The sequence below is a fragment of the Pseudomonas sp. NKUCC02_KPG genome (assembly GCF_019345465.1).
Taxonomy (GTDB): Bacteria; Pseudomonadota; Gammaproteobacteria; order Pseudomonadales; family Pseudomonadaceae; genus Aquipseudomonas.
The window spans coordinates 65,160-83,833 of sequence record NZ_JAHKRC010000020.1; the positions used below are offsets into that span (position 1 = coordinate 65,160).

Below are 18,674 nucleotides of genomic sequence, written 5' to 3' on the forward strand. Positions count from 1 at the left end.
GCCCGCGACGATGCGTATTTCTACTTCGCAGTTTTTTGAATCGACCAGTGCCACCTACCAGAACAACTTCTCGTCGGTGATCAAGACCCAGGGCCAGATCGATTCCGGCGTGCGTATCCAGACTGCCGCAGATGATCCGGTGGGCGCCGCGCGCCTGCTGCAATTGCAACAGCAAAAAGACATGCTGGGCCAGTATTCCACCAACATGAACAGCATCAAGTCTTCCCTGGGGGCTCAGGAATCGGTGCTCGACAGCATCAACACCGCCTTGCAAAAGGCCGGTGAACTGGCGCTTGGGGCTGGCAGCGGGAAAAGCGACGCGGATCGCACGGCCATCGCCAACGAACTGGGCAGCATTGAAGAGCAGGTGTTCAGCCTGCTCAACAGCAAGGACTCCGCAGGCAACTACATGTTCTCGGGCTCCAAGACCGATACTGCGCCCTACACCCGTAACAACGATGGCACCTACAGCTATCAGGGCGACGACACCCAGCTCAACCTGAAAGTCTCGGACACCCTGACCCTGGCCAGCAGCGACACGGCCAAAAGCTTTATGGAAGGTTCGGTCAATACCGGGCGCACCCAGGCGACTTTCGTACCGGTGCTGGACGCTGACGGCGTGGCATCGGTCAATGATGGCAAGCTTTCCGTCTCGGCTGGCCTGGTCACTTCAAACCCGGTGTTCAACAAAAGCTTTGCCGAGGGCCAGCCGTACAAACTGACGTTTATCAGCAGCACCCAGTTCAAACTGACTAAAAGCCCGGATGACGAGGACATTACCTCGCAAATTCCGGGAAATGGCGTATTCGACCCGACCAAGGAAGGCTCGCAGAGCATCAGCCTGCATGGCGTATCCTTCGATATCACCCCCAATCTCAAGGACGTCCCAGCGGCTGAGCGGGATGCGTTGGTGGCGGGGCGCAGCTTTACGCTTGAGGCCAAGGCGGACTCGTTCAACGCTTCGCGCACACCGGGCAACGGTTCGACTGCGCAGATCAGCCAATCGACAGTGACCGACCCCGGGGTCTACGGTGATAGCTTTCCGAGCAATGGCGCGGTGATCAAATTCACCAGCGCCACGGAGTATGAGGTCTATGCCCAGCCGCTGACGGCCGACAGCAAGTCGATTGCCCAAGGCAACGTTGCCGACGGTGCGCTGGGGATCAAATTCGACTTCACCGGTACGGCGCAAGCGGGCGACCAGTTTGCGATCAACCGCAACAACCACCAGAGCCAAAGTGCGCTGGACACCATCAGCCAACTGCGCAAGGCGCTGGTGATCCCGAGCGACAAAGACCCGCTGGCCCAGCAAACGCAAAAGGACGCGATCAACTCCGCGATCGGCAACCTGAAAAACGCCAGTGCCGGCGTCGACAGCGCCCGGGGTTCGATTGGTGCGCGCTTGAAGACGGTGGACATCCAGGCTGACGAAAACATCAGCTTGGGCCTTGCCAACGACTCCACCACAGCGGCCATTGGCAACACCGACATGGCGGGGGCATCCATCGAACTGGCATTCCAGAAAGCCATGCTCGAAGCCTCGCAACTGGCGTTCGTCAAAATCTCCCAGCTGAGCCTGTTTAACCAGCTTTGATTGACGACGGCATACCTGACCTGTAGTCGCTGACGAGGAACGAAGGCTGCGATCGAATACGCAGTCTTCGCAAGCCCGGTTCTCGCAGTGTTTCTGATGCATCGAGGGTGAATGGATTACGAGTGCTTCGTCCTCGATCGCAGCCTTCGTTCCTCGTCAGCGACTACAGGCCTGGTTCTGTGCTCTCGTAATGTTTTGTATAAAACCACACAAAATAGCGTGACCTATGAGTCATAACGGGCATCTTCACTGTATCGTGTGAAACGTACGGGCGGGTGCCGGGCCTTTTTCAGGCTGTTTTGTCTATTTTTATGCACCCACATTCGCCGCAATCCTGCGCGATAAAGCCCTTTTATTGTCAGCGCCCCTCGATTGTGCGAGCGGGTGATCTCCAGCTATTCAGTATTGGGAAGCCACAATGATTGGCATTAAAAGCATCGCCAGTTACGTGCCAGCAAGCGGTGTAGACAACTACGCGCAAGGCGCGAAGTTCTCCAAGGACGAAGAATTCATTCTGGGCAAGATCGGTTCGGCCTTTCTTCCGCGCAAAGACGCCGACCAGGAAACCTCGGACCTGTGTGTCGAAGCGGTCAACGCGCTGTTCGCCAACAATCCGCAGCTCAAGCGCGAATCCATCGACGCGCTGATCGTCGTCACCCAGAACGGCGACGCCGAAGGCCTGCCGCACACGGCCGCCATCGTTCAGGACAAACTTGGTCTGCCGACCCACGTGGCTGCCTTTGACATTTCCCTGGGGTGCTCGGGCTATGTCTACGGCATCTACGCGATGAAAGGCTTTATGGAAGCCACGGGCCTGAAAAACGGCCTGCTGATCACCGCAGACCCGTATTCGAAAATCGTCGACCCTGAAGACCGCAACACCACCATGCTCTTCGGCGACGCGGCCACCGCCACCTGGATGGGCGAAGACGCTCCATGGCAGCTGGGCAAGGCCAAGTTCGGCACCGACGGTTCCGGCGCTCCGCACCTGAAAGTCAGCGATGGCGTGTTCTTCATGAACGGCCGCCAGGTCTTCAACTTCGCGCTGCTCAAAGTGCCTGCGCACCTGAACGAGCTGCTGGAAGAGTCCGAGCTGACCTCCAAGGACATCGACGCCTTCTGCATCCACCAGGGCAGTGCGGCCATTGTCGACGCCGTGGCCCGCCGTTTTGAAGGCGAGCCGGAGAAATTCATCAAGGACATGGTCGAGACGGGCAACACCGTGTCGTCGAGCATTCCTTTGCTGCTGGAAAAACACGTCATGGAAGCCAGCTGGAAGCGCGTAGCGCTGAGCGGTTTTGGCGTGGGCCTGTCCTGGGGCTCGGCGATCATCTATCGCCCATAAGCGTCAAGCCGACACACAAAACGCCCGTGGCCCAAAAAGCCACGGGCGTTTTGCGTTCTGACAGGGGCTGATGCCATCTGTGGGAGCGGGCTTGCTCGCGATGGCATCAACCCGGTTTCCCTGAAGTACCGCGCCGCCCGAATCGCGAGCAAGCCCGCTCCCACACCAGGGGATGTCTGGCAGGTCATCCCTCGCTAACCCCCTGAAATACAAGGGATGGCCTCCTGCCAGTAAAAAAATTCAAAAAACCTCTCAAGCAACCCGCTTTGACGACGATAACTATTACGAAGGTTCTCTAGGCCACACCCGGCGGTTGCCAGGGCCGGAAGCCGCAGTATTCATCCAATGAGGATTTCGTCATGGCTTTATCAGTAAACACTAACGTCACGTCCCTGACCGTTCAGAAAAACCTGAACAAAGCCGGTGATGCGCTTAGCACCTCGATGACCCGTTTGTCTTCCGGCCTGAAAATCAACAGCGCCAAAGACGACGCGGCTGGCCTGCAAATGGCTAACCGTCTGACTTCGCAGACCAAAGGCATGACCGTAGCGATCGCCAACGCCAACAACGGCAACTCGATCGCTCAGACTGCTGAAGGCGCGATGCAAGAGTCGACCAATATTCTGCAACGTCTGCGTGAACTGGCCCTGCAGTCCGCGAACGGTGATAAAAGCGACGCTGACCGTGCGTCCCTGCAACAAGAATTTACAGCAAAAACCGGTGAACTGACCCGTATTGCTCAAACCACTACCTACGGTGGTCGTAACATCCTGGACGGTTCGTTCACTAACCAGTCTTTCCAAGTCGGCGCTGATGCCAACCAGACCATTTCGTTCGGCATGAGCGATATCAGCGCTACTGCTTTGAAGGGGTCTTACAGCGAGGCATCTTCGGGTGGGGCGGCTATGCAGGGGCTTTCAGCTTCTGCTATAGGCTCTGTACTGGCTGGTACGGCTACCACGACTACTACAGCTGCTTTTGCTAGTACTGATGGTACTGCTGATCTTACTTTAACTACTGGCGGAGCAGCGTCATCGATAACAGCTACGGATAAAATTACTATTAATGGTAAGACCGTTGCTCTGACTGATGGCATGAAAGGCAACGATCTCGCCGCTGCCATTAACACTGCCGATTCTAGCGTTACAGCAACATTTGATAATACGACTGGTGTGATGAATCTTGCCTCGGCAAAAGACATTGTCGTTGGTGGCGCTGATGCTGCTAAAACAGGTATTGCTGCTACTACAATTTCTGCTGGGGCTACTGCTACCAGTTCAGCTGTTGATAATTTGAAAACAGGTGGCACTTCGAATCTTGCAGCTACAGATAAAATCACGATCAACGGTAAAAGCGTAATTGTTACTGATGGTATGTCGGGTACTGATCTTGCCACAGCTATTGGTAAAGCTGATGGAGATGTTAATGCAGTTTTTGATGCTGCCACCGGTGTAATGAAGCTTACTTCTACATCATCTATTGTTGTCGGTGGTGCCGATGCAGGTAAGGCGGGCCTTACAGCAATTACATCTCCACAAACAACCGCTACAACAACGAATGTCTCAAAAACTAACAGCTCAAACATGGGGGCTGATGGTGGAATTTCCGTTAACGGTAAATCAGTAGCTTGGACAGCGTCTGAAACAGTCGATCAAGTGTTGAATAAAATGAAGGCGGTTGATGGGATCAAATCTGCTTCAATCAATAGCGATGGGCGAATCGAACTCACGTCAAAGGATGGGAGTGATATCAAGCTGGCTAACACTCAAGGTGGTTCGTTGGCTCAGTTAGGGTTGTCGGCTGGCACTTCTCAAGCAAAATTGACCGCTGATACTTCGATTGAGTTGAACGGTGTTGAAGTTAAGTTCAAGAAGGGGGATAACGCCGACGCAGTCGTCTCTTCGATCAACAGCGCCAGCACAGGTGTGACCGCCAGCAAGAATGAGGACGGCACGTTGAAGTTGTTTTCTAACAAAGACATTACTGTCAAAGATGGTGGCGCCGGTACAGGCTTGGCTGCACTGGGTCTGAAAGCTGTTTCTGATGCTGGCACTGCGAAAGCAACCACTGTTGAAACTAGCGTTGCCAGCCTGAGTGTTCTGACCGCCGCTGATTCGCAGCGTACCGTTCAGGCGCTGGCTGATGCGATTCAGCAGATCGACACGCAGCGTTCGGCTTTGGGTGCTGTGCAAAACCGTTTTGACAGCACAGTGGCCAACCTGCAGAGTATCTCCGAGAACTCCACCGCTGCACTGGGTCGCGTTCAGGACACTGACTTCGCTTCCGAAGCGGCTCAGCTGACCAAGCAACAAACCCTGCAACAGGCTTCGACTGCGATCCTGTCTCAGGCGAACCAACTGCCTTCCGCTGTGATGAAACTGCTTCAGTAATTTCAGCGCTCGGTTGATAACGGAAGGGCGAGTTTACTCGCCCTTTTGTTTTTTCAGAGGTGAGGTGATGACATTGACATGAGCATCAAACTGAATACCGCCCACCCAGCCGCCGTCAGCCCGTCCAGCCCCGCGACCGCACCGGTTGCAATTTCCAGGGCTGACGCAGATGACTTCGCGCTGCTCGGCAAGCCGCCTAAAGCAGTCAGTGATTTGCGTGACTTTGCGCAGTCTAATCAGCGCCAGCTGAATTCTTCGATTGATGACACCACCGGCATCATGGTGGTCAAAGTCATCGCTACGCACAGCGGTGAAGTGATTCGCCAGTTGCCTTCAGAAGTCGTTCTAAAGCTCGCGCAAAATCTGGCAGACCCTAATAGCCTACTTTTTAACGCCAGCGCTTGAAGGTGGCATGAAATGTGAAGCTATCCGTGGCTTCGGCATTCTTTGTCAATAAAGTGTTCGCCAGCCAAGCGGCAGCCACCGGATAAGGAGAATAAAGATGGCCAGTTCAACCATTACAGGTGTGGGTTCGGGGTTCGATACAGTCGGTATCGTAAAGGCCTTGGTCGATGCTGAAAAAGCACCCAAGCAAGCCCAGATTACCAAGTTGCAAACCGTCACCACGACCCAGCTCTCGGCGGTGGGCATCGTGAAAGCCTCGCTTGAGACTTACCGCACAGCCATTGCCAAGCTCAACAGTGTCTCCAGTTTCAACGGATTGGCGGCGACGTCATCCGATGAAAAGATTTCCAAGGTCACCCTCGGCGACAAAGCCGCCAGCGGTACCTATGCGCTGAAAGTCACGCAACTGGCGACCGCGCCAAAAATCACCAGCAAGGTGTTTGAAGGCAGCTCGGCAGTGGTTAACGCCAGCGAAAAAGATCAAACCCTGACCCTCTTGCAGTCGGATAGCAGCTACGACGTGAAGATCCCGGCGGGCGCGACCATGCAGCAGACTCGCGATGCGATCAACACGCAGCTGCAATCCAAGGGCTTTAGTGCCAACGTCCTGACGGACGCCAACGGCTCGCGTCTGGTGATCAGTTCGCAGACCACCGGCAAAGGGTCCGACATCACCATCAGCGGTGACTCAGAGCTGGCTACGGGCTATGACGCCGGTAAACCGCCAGTCAATGCTGAATACACCATCGATAACATTGCCATGGAGTCGACGAGCAACAAGGTGACGTCGGCCATCAGCGGCGTGAGTCTTGAGTTGCTGGACACCAAGGAGTCCACGATTACCGTGGCGTCCAACACCTCGACCCTGAAAACCTCGGTGCAGTCGTTTGTCAGTGCCTACAACGCGCTGATGACCATTATCAACACGCAAACTAAAGTCACCGCCACCGGCGATGCGGCGACCACCACCACCGGCGCTCTGACCGGTGACTCGTCTATGCGCCAGTTGGTCAACGGTATTCGCAGCGAGCTGCTACAAAATACCAGCGGCTCTTCCATCGGCAACCTGGCGCAAATGGGCATCAGCACAGACCAAAAAACCGGGTTGTTGACCCTCGACGACACCAAGTGGAGCGCCGCCGTGGCACTGCCTAACGGTGCGACCGAGATTGCCAAGGTTTTTGCCGGTGACACCGGTTTGATCTCGCGCATGACCAAAGCCACCGACAGCTATGTGGGGACGGCCGGGCTTCTAACAACTCGTGCGGCAGACTTGAATACCAAACTGACGGACCTGACGACTCAGCAGGGCGATCTGGATCGCCGAATGGACTCGCTAAAGACATCCCTGACCGCCAAATATACGGCGATGGACGGCCTGATCGCGAAGATCAACGCCAGCAGCTCAAGCATCATGACCACGCTTAATTCATTGAATAACCCTAAGTCGTCCAGCTGATTTTTCAGTGTGTGCGGCGCGGCTTCATGGCTAAAGTTTTCAGCGCCACAGTCGACATAAGGGTTAAGTCCCAGACAATTTGTTACGAGGTAAGAACATGAACCCGATGCGCGCCCTTCGTCAGTATCAGAAGGTTAATTCCCACGCTCAAATCTCCGAAGCCAGCCCCCATCGCTTGATTCAAATGCTGATGGAAGGCGGTCTGGATCGCATGGCCCAGGCCAAAGGCGCAATGAGCCGTGGTGATATCCCGCAGAAGGCCATGTTGATCACCAAGGCCATCGACATCATCACCGGCCTGCGTCAGGGCCTGGATGAAGACAAGACCGATGACAAGGCTGCGTTGCAGCAGCTGGACAGCCTGTATGAATTCATGGCGGTGCGTTTGACCCAGGCCAATGCCAAGAACGACCCTGAAATCATCGATGAAGTGGCTCGCCTGCTGATCACTGTAAAAAGTGGTTGGGATGCCATTGCCCCGCAATAAGCCCGAGGAGTGTGTCATGAGCCAACTGCAACGAATTCAGGAAACCCGCGTAGCGCTGATTGATGCTCTGGCCGAGCGCAATTGGGATGCCATCGGCGAGCTGGACTCGGCTTGTCGGGTGTGTGTCGAGAGTGTTCTGGATGAGGCGCCGCTGGATGAGGCGGTGTTGCGCGAGAATCTGGAAGGGCTGTTGGTGGTGTATCGCATGCTGCTGGAAGCCGCGACCGATGAGCGTCAGTCAGTCGTTGAGCAAATGGGGCAGATCAATCAAGCAAAAAATGCGTCAAAGGTTTACCATCTATTCGGTTAAGGCCTAAAGAATATGTGGTTAATCGCGTTTTAAACCGCCATAAATTTGACTATGCACAGTTTTTTGACTTAACTAGCTCGTTATTCTGTATTCAGTCGTCTTAGATATCCAACAGGGTTAGGGCGTCTACATATGCCCTGCCATCCGGGGCATTGAGTTGACTAGGGAAGTTGCTATTGCATGTGGCGTGAAACCAAAATTCTGTTGATCGATGACGATAGCGTCCGTCGCCGCGACCTGGCGGTGATTCTGAATTTTCTTGGTGAAGAAAATTTAGCCAGTCCTAGCCACGAATGGGAGCAAGCCGTCAAAGTCTTGCCGTCCAGTCGTGAAGTACTCTGCGTGCTTGTAGGCACGGTGAGTACTGCGGGTGGTCTTTCAAGCTTGCTTAAGACACTGGCTGTGTGGGATGAGTTCCTGCCGATCATGCTTTTAGGTGAAGTTTCTTCAGTCGATTTGCCTGAAGACCAGCGCCGCCGGGTGTTGTCCAGTCTTGAAATGCCCCCCAGCTACAGCAAATTGCTTGATTCCCTGCACCGTGCCCAGGTCTATCGCGAGATGTACGACCAGGCCCGTGAGCGCGGCCGTCATCGTGAGCCCAACCTGTTTCGCAGCCTGGTCGGTACCAGCCGTGCGATTCAGCATGTGCGCCAGATGATGCAGCAAGTGGCCGACACCGATGCCAGCGTCTTGATCCTCGGCGAGTCCGGGACCGGCAAGGAAGTGGTTGCACGTAACCTGCATTACCACTCCAAGCGCCGTGACGCGCCGTTTGTGCCCGTCAACTGTGGGGCGATTCCAGCCGAACTGCTCGAAAGCGAGCTGTTCGGGCATGAGAAGGGCGCCTTCACCGGGGCAATCACCAGCCGTGCCGGGCGTTTCGAGCTGGCCAATGGCGGCACGCTGTTTCTCGATGAAATCGGCGATATGCCGCTGCCGATGCAGGTCAAGCTGCTACGCGTGTTGCAGGAACGTACCTTTGAGCGCGTGGGCAGCAACAAGACCCAGTGCGCCGATGTGCGGATCATTGCCGCGACCCACAAAAACCTCGAAAGCATGATTGAAGTCGGCGCCTTCCGCGAAGACTTGTACTACCGCCTCAACGTATTCCCGATTGAAATGGCGCCCCTGCGCGAGCGGGTCGAAGATATTCCGCTGTTGATGAACGAGCTGATTTCGCGCATGGAGCACGAAAAGCGTGGCTCGATCCGCTTCAATTCTGCCGCGATCATGTCGTTGTGCCGTCATGCATGGCCGGGCAACGTCCGTGAGCTGGCCAATCTGGTGGAGCGCATGGCGATCATGCATCCCTATGGCGTGATTGGCGTGGTTGAGCTGCCGAAGAAATTCCGCTACGTGGATGACGAAGACGAGCAGATGGTCGACAGCCTGCGCAGCGACATGGAAGAGCGCGTGGCCATCAACAGTGCTACTACCGATTTCGTCGCCAGCGCCAATGCGATGCTGCCGCCCGAAGGCCTGGATCTCAAGGACTACCTGGGTGGGCTGGAGCAGGGGCTGATCCAGCAGGCGCTCGACGACGCCAATGGCATCGTCGCCCGCGCGGCAGAACGCCTGCGGATTCGTCGCACCACCCTGGTGGAAAAAATGCGCAAGTACGGCATGAGCCGTCGTGAAGGCGAAGAACAGGCAGACGATTGACGCCTGTCTCTGTGGGAGCGGGCTTGCTCGCGATAGCATCACCCGTTATTCCTGACACTGCGAGGCGCCCAAATCGCGAGCAAGCCCGCTCCCACATAAGTCGGGACCGGCATTGCGGTTCGCTAGTGTTATCTATTCAGGCACGGGTATTGCTTCGCTTGGTTCAACGAACCGTTTTATGACGGTCAGCCAAGCGAGCACGCACCATGCCTCAAGCCGCCGTCCAGCTTTCTTCCGTTCCTGATCCCTATAGCCTGCTCCAAGCCCGTGTTTCGGAGCTTACGGGGGAGCTGGCGGTGGTCAGCGAGCAGCGCATGGCTGAGCTGGCGGAAAAAGAGCGACTGGCCAATCGCCTGCAACACCTGCTTGATCTGCTGCCGGGCGGGGTCATCGTCATCGATGATCGCGGACGGGTGCGCGAGGCCAACCCTGCGGCCTGCGAGCTACTGGGCCTGCCCCTAGAGGGCGAGCTGTGGCGCCATGTGATTGCCCGCTGTTTTGCACCCCGCGAAGACGATGGTCACGAAGTCTCCCTCAAGGACGGTCGGCGCCTGTCGATTGCCACCCGTTCGCTGGATGCCGAGCCGGGGCAACTGGTCTTGCTCAATGACCTGACAGAAACCCGGCGCCTGCAAGATCAGCTTGCCCGCCATGAGCGTTTGTCGTCTTTGGGGCGGATGGTTGCCTCCCTGGCCCACCAGATTCGTACGCCACTGTCGGCAGCGCTGATCTACGCCAGTCATTTGACCGAGCAGGCGCTGCCGCTGGAAACCCAGCAGCGCTTTGCCGGGCGCCTCAAGGAGCGTCTGCACGAGCTTGAGCATCAAGTACGCGACATGCTGGTCTTTGCCCGGGGCGAATTGCCGCTGACAGATCGGGTCAGCCCCAAGGTCCTGATGCAAACCCTGCAGGCCGCCGCGCAAACCCATGTTCAGGGCGTGTCGATACGCTGGCAGTGCGATGCCTATACGGGGCAGCTGCTGTGCAATCGCGACACCCTGGTGGGCGCGCTGCTGAACCTGATCGAAAACGCCCTGCAAACGGGTGCTGTGCAGGTGCGGCTTAAAGTCCATTTATACCGCCGTGATAACTGCCTGAGGCTGTGCGTGAGCGACAGTGGCAGTGGCATTGAACCCCGAGTCCTGGCGCGTTTGGGCGAACCGTTTTTCACCACCAAGGCGACCGGCACCGGTCTCGGGTTGGCGGTGGTCAACGCGGTGGTACGGGCGCATCAGGGCCACTTGCAGTTACGTTCGCGGCTGGGGCGTGGTACCTGCGCCTTGCTCAGCTTGCCGCTGATTCCCGGTGTGGCGGAGGCAAACTGATGATGATGCGAATTAACGTGCTGTTGGTCGAAGACGATCACGCGTTGCGCGAAGCGCTGGCGGACACGCTATTGCTGGCCGGTCACGGCTTTAAGGCGGTCAGCTCGGGGGAAGAAGCCCTGGCGGCGGTCACTTCGCAGGCGTTCAGCCTGGTGGTCAGTGACGTCAACATGCCGGGCATGGATGGCCACCAGTTGCTCGCTCGCCTGCGCGCCTGTCAGCCCCAGTTGCCGGTGTTGCTGATGACGGCTCATGGCGCCGTGGAGCGGGCGGTGGATGCCATGCGCCAGGGGGCGGTGGACTATCTGGTCAAACCGTTTGAACCCAAGGCCTTGCTCGATCTGGTGGCTCGCCATGCCCTGGGCAGTCTGGGGGTGGCGGACACTGAAGGTCCGGTGGCGGTTGAGCCGGCCAGTGTCCAGCTGTTGGAGTTGGCGGCGCGGGTGGCGCGCAGTGATGCGACGGTGCTGATCTCGGGCGAGTCGGGTACGGGTAAAGAAGTGCTGGCGCGTTATATCCACCAGCATTCCCGTCGGGTTGATCAGCCGTTTGTGGCGATCAACTGCGCGGCCATCCCCGACAACATGCTCGAAGCCACTCTGTTTGGTCATGAGAAAGGTGCCTTTACCGGCGCCATTGCGGCCCAGGCCGGCAAGTTTGAGCAGGCGGATGGCGGCACCTTGCTGCTCGATGAAATTTCCGAAATGCCTCTGGGCCTGCAGGCAAAACTGCTGCGGGTGCTGCAAGAGCGCGAAGTGGAGCGGGTAGGCGGGCGCAAGCCGATTGTGCTGGATATCCGCGTGGTCGCCACCACCAACCGTGATCTGGCGGGCGAAGTGGCTGCGGGACGGTTTCGCGAGGATCTGTTCTATCGCCTTTCAGTGTTTCCGCTGGCCTGGACCCCGCTGCGCGAGCGTACTGCCGACATCCTGCCGTTGGCTGAGCGGCTGCTGGCCAAGTACATCGGCAAAATGAAGCACACGGCAGTCGGGTTTTCGCCGGATGCCCGGGCGTGCCTGGGCGCATACCCCTGGCCCGGTAATGTGCGCGAGCTGGATAACGCGATTCAGCGGGCGTTGATTTTGCAGCAGGGCGGCCAGATCGAAGCGGCAGATTTTTGCCTGGCAGGGCCTGTGGCCTGCGCGCCCTTGCCGGCACTGGCTTCGCCGGTCGAGATTGTGGAGTCGGCGGGGGCGCTGGGTGATGATCTGCGCCGACGTGAATTCCAGCTGATTATCGACACCTTGCGTGCCGAGCGGGGGCGACGCAAGGAAGCTTCCGAGCGCCTGGGCATCAGCCCGCGGACCTTGCGCTACAAGCTGGCGCAGATGCGCGATGCGGGGATGGATGTTGAGGCTTATCTGTTTGCCGCAACCTGAGAGCGCCACTAAACCAGTGTGGGAGCGGGCTTGCTCGCGATTTGATCGACGCGGGGCATCAGACGTTGCGCGGTGATGCCATCGCGGGCAAGCCCGCTCCCACAGGTTAGGTGTGATCCTTGTCTGCGACGTTTTGTAACGGTAATTGTTATAAAACGACAAAGAGCTGGCACCCTTGTTGCTATACCTCGGTAAGCGCTGTGAAAGTGTCAAAAAATTGCGGGTCGTCGGAGGCAGTTGTCCATGAGCCAGGGTATTGAATTTAATCGATTGATGTTGGACATGCGGGCCATGCAGATGGACGCCATGGCTCAGCCAAAATCGGCTGTGCAGGCGGTTCCCGAAGCCGGTGCCAGCAGCTTTTCCGACATGCTCGGCAATGCGATCAACAAGGTCAGCGACACGCAGCAGGCATCGAGCCAGTTGTCGAACGCATTCGAAATCGGCAAGACCGGCGTAGACCTGACGGATGTGATGATTGCTTCCCAGAAGGCCAGTGTTTCTTTCCAGGCGTTGACCCAAGTCCGTAACAAGCTGGTTCAGGCATACCAAGACATCATGCAGATGCCGGTTTAAGGGCGATATCAAGTCATGGCAGATGCACTCCCGGATAACGTTCCGGCCCAAACAGGCCCAGCCGGCGGCAAGCCGCCGCTGTTTGGCCTGTCTTTTCTGGACAACCTGGCCGATATGACCATGCTGCGTCAGGTCGGCCTGATGGTCGGCCTGGCGGCGAGCGTGGCCATTGGTTTTGCCGTTGTGTTGTGGTCCCAGCAACCCGATTACCGGCCGCTGTATGGCAGCCTGGCCGGTATGGATGCCAAGCAGGTCATGGAAACCCTGGCCTCCGCCGACATTGCCTACACCGTTGAGCCCAACTCGGGCGCCTTGCTGGTCAAGGCCGACGACATTGCCCGTGCCCGACTGAAACTGGCGGCCGCAGGCGTCACGCCGACCGACAGCAATATCGGTTTCGAAATCCTCGACAAGGACCAGGGCCTGGGCACCAGCCAGTTCATGGAGGCCACGCGTTATCGTCGAGGTCTGGAAGGCGAGTTGGCGCGCACCATTTCCAGCCTCAATAACGTCAAGGGTGCACGGGTTCACCTGGCGATTCCCAAAAGCTCGGTGTTCGTGCGCGATGAGCGCAGGCCCAGTGCGTCGGTCCTGGTTGAACTCTACGCGGGCCGCTCGCTGGAGCCGGGCCAGGTGCTGGCGATCGTCAATCTGGTCGCCACCAGCGTGCCTGAATTGAGCAAGTCCCAGATCACCGTGGTCGACCAAAAAGGCAATCTGCTTTCGGATCAGGGTGAAAACTCCGAACTGACCATGGCCGGCAAGCAGTTCGACTACAGCCGCCGCATGGAAGGCATGTTGACTCAGCGCGTGCACAACATCTTGCAGCCGGTGCTGGGCAATGACCGTTACAAGGCAGAAGTGTCGGCCGATGTGGATTTCAGTGCCGTCGAGTCCACCTCCGAGCAGTTCAACCCCGATCAACCGGCGCTGCGCAGCGAGCAATCGACCAGCGAGCAACGCACCGCCAGCAATGGCCCCCAAGGCGTGCCCGGTGCCTTGAGCAATCAGCCGCCGAGCCCGGCCACCGCCCCTCAGCAAACCGGCCAGGGCGCCGCCGCAGCGGGCATGATCCAACCGGGTCAGCCTTTGCTCGATGCCAACGGTCAGCAAATTATGGACCCGGGCACCGGCCAGCCAATGCTGGCACCGTACCCGGCAGACAAGCGCTCGCAATCGACCCGCAACTTCGAGCTGGACCGCTCCATCAGCCACACCAAGCAGCAGCAGGGCAGGGTCAATCGCCTGTCGGTGGCGGTGGTGATCGACGACAAGATCAGCGTCAACCCGGCCAACGGTGAAATCACCCAGGTACCGTGGAGCACCGATCAACTGGCACGCTTTACCCGCCTGGTGCAGGACGCCGTGGGTTTTGATGCCAGCCGTGGCGACAGTGTCAGTGTGATCAACGTACCGTTCTCCACCGAGCGCGCCGAAGTGATCGCCGACATCCCGTTCTATTCGCAGCCCTGGTTCTGGGATGTGGTCAAACAAGTACTGGGCGTGCTGTTTATTCTGGTGCTGGTGTTTGGTGTGTTGCGCCCGGTGCTCAACAACATCACCGGCAACGGTCGCAACAAGCAAGTGGCAGGCATTGGCAGCGATGCCGAGATGGGCGGCCCGGGCGGACTCGATCGTGAGTTGGCCAACGACCGTGTCAGCCTCAGCGGTCCGCAGAGCATCATGTTGCCAAGCCCGAGCGAAGGCTATGACGCTCAGTTGAACGCAATCAAGAGTCTGGTCGCAGAAGATCCGGGCCGTGTGGCCCAGGTAGTAAAAGAGTGGATCAATGCCGATGAGTGATAACCGTGCGGGCGCCAACGCCAAGTTGACCCGGGTCGACAAGGCCGCCATTTTGCTGCTGTCCCTGGGCGAATCCGACGCGGCCCAGGTGCTGCGCCACATGGGCCCCAAAGAGGTCCAGCGGGTGGGGGTGGCGATGGCGCAAATGCGCAACGTTCACCGTGAGCAGGTCGAGCAGGTGATGAGCGAGTTCGTCGAGATCGTCGGCGACCAGACCAGCCTTGGCGTGGGGTCGGACAGCTACATTCGCAAAATGCTCACCTCGGCCCTGGGCGAAGACAAGGCCAACGGCCTGATCGACCGCATCCTGCTGGGTGGCAACACCAGTGGCCTCGACAGCCTGAAGTGGATGGAACCGCGTGCCGTGGCCGACGTGATCCGCTTCGAGCACCCGCAAATCCAGGCCATTGTGGTGGCGTATCTGGACCCGGACCAGGCGGGTGAAGTGCTGGGTCACTTCGACCAGAAGGCGCGCCTGGACATCATCCTGCGGGTTTCGTCGCTCAATACCGTGCAGCCGGCGGCGCTCAAAGAGCTGAACCAGATCCTCGAAAAACAGTTCTCCGGCAACTCCAATGCGGCGCGCACCTCTCTGGGCGGCGTCAAGCGGGCGGCCGACATCATGAACTTCCTCGACAGCTCGATGGAATCCCAGTTGATGGATTCGATCCGCGATATCGACGAAGACCTCTCGGGTCAGATCGAAGACCTGATGTTCGTGTTCAACAACCTGGCCGATGTAGACGACCGGGGGATCCAGGCGTTGCTGCGCGAGGTGTCCTCGGACGTGCTGGTGCTGGCGCTCAAGGGCTCCGACGAGAACGTGCAGGAAAAAATCTTCAAGAACATGTCCAAGCGCGCGGCCGAACTGTTGCGTGACGACCTGGAAGCCAAGGGCCCGGTACGTGTCAGTGATGTTGAAACTGCGCAGAAAGAAATCCTCACCATCGCCCGCCGTATGGCCGAAGCCGGAGACATTGTTCTCGGCGGGAAGGGCGGCGAAGAGATGATCTAAGTGAGCAGCGGTGACTCTCCCGGAGATGTGATCCGGGCCAAGGATGTGGGTGCCTTCGATGTATGGGGCCTGCCCAGCTTTGACCCTTGGCGCGAGCCCGAAGAGCCTGAGCCCGAGCCGGTCGAAGAGCTGCCGGTGGAAAGCGAAGAAGTGCCGCTGGATGAAGTCCAGCCACTGACCCTCGAAGAACTCGAAAGCATTCGCCAGGAGGCCTGGAACGAAGGCTTTGCCACGGGCGAAAAAGAAGGTTTTCACAGCACTCAGCTCAAGGTTCGCCAGGAAGCCGAGGTTGCCCTGAGCGCCAGGGTGGCCAGCCTTGAACGCTTGATGAACAGCTTGCTGGCGCCGCTTGCCGAGCAGGACCAACAACTTGAAAAAGCCATGGTCGGGCTGGTCGAGCACATGACCCGGCAAGTGATCCAGCGTGAGCTCAAAACCGATTCGACCCAGATCGAGAAAGTGCTGCGCGAGGGTTTGAAGCTGTTGCCGATGGGTGCCGAGAACATTCGGCTGTTCATCAATCCGCAGGATTTCGATCAGATCAAGGCCTTGCGCGAGCGCCACGACGAACACTGGCGGATTGTCGAAGACGACACCCTGCAGCCCGGCGGTTGCCGGATTGAAACCGAGCACAGCCGCATCGATGCCAGCATCGAAACCCGTATCAAACAGGCCATGAACCAGTTGCTCGACCAGCTCCACGAGCAGTCGCTGCATCCGGCGGCGCCTGACATCGACATCGACCTCGATGCACCTTAAGCGCACCAGCTTTGCCAAGCGCCTGAGCACCTATGCCCCGGCTGTGTCTTTGCCTGCGCAGCCGGTGGTTGAAGGCCGATTGCTGCGCATGGTTGGCCTGACCCTTGAAGCCGAAGGCCTGCGCGCCGCCATGGGCAGTCGTTGCCTGGTGATCAACGACGACAGTTTTCACCCGGTGGAAGTCGAAGCCGAGGTGATGGGCTTCTCCGGTGGCAAAATCTTCCTGATGCCCGTGGGCAGCGTCGCCGGGATCGCGCCGGGCGCCCGTGTGGTGCCCCTGGCCGATAATGGCCGCCTGCCGATGGGCATGAGCATGCTCGGTCGGGTGCTTGACGGCGCCGGGCGTGCACTGGATGGCAAAGGGCCGATGAAGGCCGAAGACTGGGTACCGATGGACGGGCCTGCCATCAACCCCCTCAAGCGTGACCCGATCAGCGTGCCGCTGGACGTGGGCATTCGCAGCATCAACGGTTTATTGACGGTCGGGCGCGGCCAGCGTCTGGGCCTGTTTGCCGGTACGGGCGTGGGCAAGAGTGTGCTGCTGGGGATGATGACCCGTTTTACCGAGGCCGACATTATCGTGGTTGGCCTGATCGGTGAGCGGGGTCGTGAGGTAAAGGAATTTATCGAGCATATCCTCGGCACCGAAGGCCTCAAGCGCTCGGTGGTCGTGGCATCGCCTGCCGATGACGCGCCGCTGATGCGTTTGCGTGCAGCCATGTACTGCACGCGAATCGCCGAATATTTTCGCGACAAGGGCAAGAATGTCCTGTTGCTGATGGACTCCCTGACCCGATTCGCCCAGGCCCAGCGGGAAATCGCCCTGGCCATTGGCGAGCCGCCAGCGACCAAGGGCTATCCGCCTTCGGTGTTCGCCAAACTGCCCAAGCTGGTGGAGCGGGCCGGTAATGCCGAGGCCGGTGGCGGTTCGATCACGGCGTTCTACACCGTGCTCTCTGAAGGCGATGACCAGCAGGACCCCATCGCCGACTCGGCGCGGGGCGTGCTCGACGGCCATATCGTGTTGTCCCGGCGCCTGGCCGAAGAAGGGCATTACCCGGCCATCGATATTGAAGCGTCCATCAGCCGGGTCATGCCGTCGGTGGTCACGCCAGAACACATGCGTCGTGCGCAGCAGTTCAAACAGCTGTGGTCCCGCTTCCAGCAAGCACGCGACCTGATCAGCGTGGGCGCCTATGTGCCGGGTGGCGACCGTGAAACCGATACCGCCATTGCCTTGCAACCGGCAATGGTGGCGTACCTGCGCCAAGGGCTGAACGACAACATCAGCCTGGCCGAGAGCGGCGGGCATCTGGGCAGCATCTTCGCCCCGGCAGAGGGTGGTTAATCGACGATGGCCGGTGATTCAAGGGCAGTGCGCCTGGCGCCAGTGGTCGATATGGCCGAAAAGACCGAGAAGGCGGCGGCCCAGCGATTGGGGCACTTTCAAGGGCAGGTCAACCTGGCGAACAGCAAGCTGGGGGACCTGGAAAACTTCCGTGGCGAGTACCAGGCGCAGTGGGTTGATCGCGGCAGCCAGGGCGTGTCGGGCCAATGGCTGCGCAACTATCAATATTTCCTTGGCCAGCTGGAAACCGCCGTCGGCCAGCAGCGCCAGAGTCTGGTGTGGCATCAGAACAACCTCGACAAGGCCCGTGAGACGTGGCAGACGGCCTATGCCCGCGTCGAGGGGCTGCGCAAGCTGGTTCAGCGTTACGCCGACGAAGCCCGCCAGCTGGAAGACAAGCGCGAGCAAAAATTGATGGACGAGTTGTCCCAGCGATTGCCGCGAAAAGACGTGTACTGACCCCTCTACACAAAGCGTCTATAGTTGCTGGGACAACCTCGGGAGCATCCACATGGCAGTGATATCTGAAGTCTCCGAAGATGGCAGCAAGCTGACAATCGCAATCAAGGGCCGGTTCGACTTTGCCAAACATCAGGAATTTCGCAGCGCCTATGAGGAATTGAACCCCAAGCCCGCTTGCGTGGTAGTGGATTTGAAAGACGCGACCTACCTCGACAGTTCGGCGCTGGGCATGTTGTTGCTGTTACGCGAGCACGCCGGTGGCGATGAGTCGGATATCCGGGTAGTCAACAGCAGTCCGGATGTGCGCAAGATTCTCGGTATTTCCAACTTTGACAAGCTGTTCGATATCAATTGA

At 58.4% G+C, this 18,674-nt stretch carries 17 protein-coding genes; all 17 read left to right on the forward strand.

The window, feature by feature from the left end; all coding sequences use genetic code 11:
- The first annotated feature begins 10 nt into the window (after positions 1-10).
- Positions 11-1,594, forward strand: a complete 1,584-nt coding sequence (locus KO536_RS22260) for a flagellar hook-associated protein 3 (protein WP_219262972.1) — start codon at positions 11-13, stop codon at positions 1,592-1,594.
- 418 nt (positions 1,595-2,012) lie between these two features.
- Positions 2,013-2,939: a ketoacyl-ACP synthase III gene (locus KO536_RS22265; RefSeq protein WP_019828801.1), complete on the forward strand. Its 927-nt coding sequence runs from the start codon at positions 2,013-2,015 to the stop codon at positions 2,937-2,939.
- A gap of 359 nt (positions 2,940-3,298) precedes the next feature.
- A complete protein-coding gene (locus KO536_RS22270) occupies positions 3,299-5,329 on the forward strand; it encodes a flagellin (RefSeq protein ID WP_219262973.1) in 2,031 nt (676 codons plus the stop codon).
- Positions 5,330-5,401: 72 nt separating this feature from the next.
- Positions 5,402-5,734 (forward strand): flagellar protein FlaG, encoded by a 333-nt coding sequence (locus KO536_RS22275; RefSeq protein WP_219262999.1) that lies wholly within the window; start codon positions 5,402-5,404, stop codon positions 5,732-5,734.
- A gap of 97 nt (positions 5,735-5,831) precedes the next feature.
- Positions 5,832-7,193, forward strand: a complete 1,362-nt coding sequence (gene fliD, locus KO536_RS22280) for a flagellar filament capping protein FliD (RefSeq protein WP_219262975.1) — start codon at positions 5,832-5,834, stop codon at positions 7,191-7,193.
- Positions 7,194-7,290: 97 nt separating this feature from the next.
- Positions 7,291-7,680: a flagellar export chaperone FliS gene (gene fliS, locus KO536_RS22285; protein WP_133075993.1), complete on the forward strand. Its 390-nt coding sequence runs from the start codon at positions 7,291-7,293 to the stop codon at positions 7,678-7,680.
- A 16-nt stretch (positions 7,681-7,696) separates the two neighbouring features.
- Entirely contained in the window at positions 7,697-7,990 is a 294-nt protein-coding gene (locus KO536_RS22290; protein WP_019828807.1) for a hypothetical protein, read from the forward strand.
- 180 nt (positions 7,991-8,170) lie between these two features.
- Complete coding sequence (locus KO536_RS22295; RefSeq protein ID WP_133075994.1) at positions 8,171-9,652, forward strand: sigma-54 dependent transcriptional regulator; 1,482 nt, start codon at positions 8,171-8,173, stop codon at positions 9,650-9,652.
- Positions 9,653-9,858: 206 nt separating this feature from the next.
- The gene (locus KO536_RS22300) at positions 9,859-10,977 is read left to right on the forward strand and encodes a PAS domain-containing sensor histidine kinase (protein WP_219262977.1); all 1,119 of its coding nucleotides are present in this window, start codon (positions 9,859-9,861) and stop codon (positions 10,975-10,977) included.
- A gap of 5 nt (positions 10,978-10,982) precedes the next feature.
- Positions 10,983-12,356 (forward strand): sigma-54 dependent transcriptional regulator, encoded by a 1,374-nt coding sequence (locus tag KO536_RS22305; protein WP_219263001.1) that lies wholly within the window; start codon positions 10,983-10,985, stop codon positions 12,354-12,356.
- A 243-nt stretch (positions 12,357-12,599) separates the two neighbouring features.
- Positions 12,600-12,932: a flagellar hook-basal body complex protein FliE gene (fliE, locus tag KO536_RS22310; protein WP_019828811.1), complete on the forward strand. Its 333-nt coding sequence runs from the start codon at positions 12,600-12,602 to the stop codon at positions 12,930-12,932.
- 15 nt (positions 12,933-12,947) lie between these two features.
- Positions 12,948-14,735: a flagellar basal-body MS-ring/collar protein FliF gene (gene fliF / locus KO536_RS22315; protein ID WP_133075997.1), complete on the forward strand. Its 1,788-nt coding sequence runs from the start codon at positions 12,948-12,950 to the stop codon at positions 14,733-14,735.
- Complete coding sequence (gene fliG / locus KO536_RS22320; RefSeq protein WP_133075998.1) at positions 14,728-15,750, forward strand: flagellar motor switch protein FliG; 1,023 nt, start codon at positions 14,728-14,730, stop codon at positions 15,748-15,750. The genes fliF and fliG overlap by 8 nt, the downstream gene beginning before the upstream one ends.
- A complete protein-coding gene (gene fliH, locus KO536_RS22325) occupies positions 15,751-16,509 on the forward strand; it encodes a flagellar assembly protein FliH (RefSeq protein WP_133075999.1) in 759 nt (252 codons plus the stop codon). It begins immediately after the preceding gene.
- Positions 16,499-17,857: a flagellar protein export ATPase FliI gene (gene fliI / locus KO536_RS22330; RefSeq protein WP_133076000.1), complete on the forward strand. Its 1,359-nt coding sequence runs from the start codon at positions 16,499-16,501 to the stop codon at positions 17,855-17,857. Before fliH ends, fliI begins: the two co-directional genes overlap by 11 nt.
- Before the next feature lie 6 nt (positions 17,858-17,863).
- Entirely contained in the window at positions 17,864-18,316 is a 453-nt protein-coding gene (fliJ, locus tag KO536_RS22335) for a flagellar export protein FliJ (RefSeq protein ID WP_133076001.1), read from the forward strand.
- A gap of 52 nt (positions 18,317-18,368) precedes the next feature.
- A complete protein-coding gene (locus KO536_RS22340) occupies positions 18,369-18,674 on the forward strand; it encodes an STAS domain-containing protein (protein WP_133076002.1) in 306 nt (101 codons plus the stop codon).

Coding starts and splice junctions, on each gene's coding strand:
- KO536_RS22260 (WP_219262972.1), top strand. CDS start 11: ATGCGTATTTCTACTTCGCAGTTTTTTGAATCGACCAGTGCCACCTAC.
- KO536_RS22265 (WP_019828801.1), top strand. CDS start 2,013: ATGATTGGCATTAAAAGCATCGCCAGTTACGTGCCAGCAAGCGGTGTA.
- KO536_RS22270 (WP_219262973.1), top strand. CDS start 3,299: ATGGCTTTATCAGTAAACACTAACGTCACGTCCCTGACCGTTCAGAAA.
- fliD (WP_219262975.1), top strand. CDS start 5,832: ATGGCCAGTTCAACCATTACAGGTGTGGGTTCGGGGTTCGATACAGTC.
- fliS (WP_133075993.1), top strand. CDS start 7,291: ATGAACCCGATGCGCGCCCTTCGTCAGTATCAGAAGGTTAATTCCCAC.
- KO536_RS22290 (WP_019828807.1), top strand. CDS start 7,697: ATGAGCCAACTGCAACGAATTCAGGAAACCCGCGTAGCGCTGATTGAT.
- KO536_RS22295 (WP_133075994.1), top strand. CDS start 8,171: ATGTGGCGTGAAACCAAAATTCTGTTGATCGATGACGATAGCGTCCGT.
- KO536_RS22300 (WP_219262977.1), top strand. CDS start 9,859: ATGCCTCAAGCCGCCGTCCAGCTTTCTTCCGTTCCTGATCCCTATAGC.
- KO536_RS22305 (WP_219263001.1), top strand. CDS start 10,983: ATGCGAATTAACGTGCTGTTGGTCGAAGACGATCACGCGTTGCGCGAA.
- fliE (WP_019828811.1), top strand. CDS start 12,600: ATGAGCCAGGGTATTGAATTTAATCGATTGATGTTGGACATGCGGGCC.
- fliF (WP_133075997.1), top strand. CDS start 12,948: ATGGCAGATGCACTCCCGGATAACGTTCCGGCCCAAACAGGCCCAGCC.
- fliG (WP_133075998.1), top strand. CDS start 14,728: ATGAGTGATAACCGTGCGGGCGCCAACGCCAAGTTGACCCGGGTCGAC.
- fliI (WP_133076000.1), top strand. CDS start 16,499: ATGCACCTTAAGCGCACCAGCTTTGCCAAGCGCCTGAGCACCTATGCC.
- fliJ (WP_133076001.1), top strand. CDS start 17,864: ATGGCCGGTGATTCAAGGGCAGTGCGCCTGGCGCCAGTGGTCGATATG.
- KO536_RS22340 (WP_133076002.1), top strand. CDS start 18,369: ATGGCAGTGATATCTGAAGTCTCCGAAGATGGCAGCAAGCTGACAATC.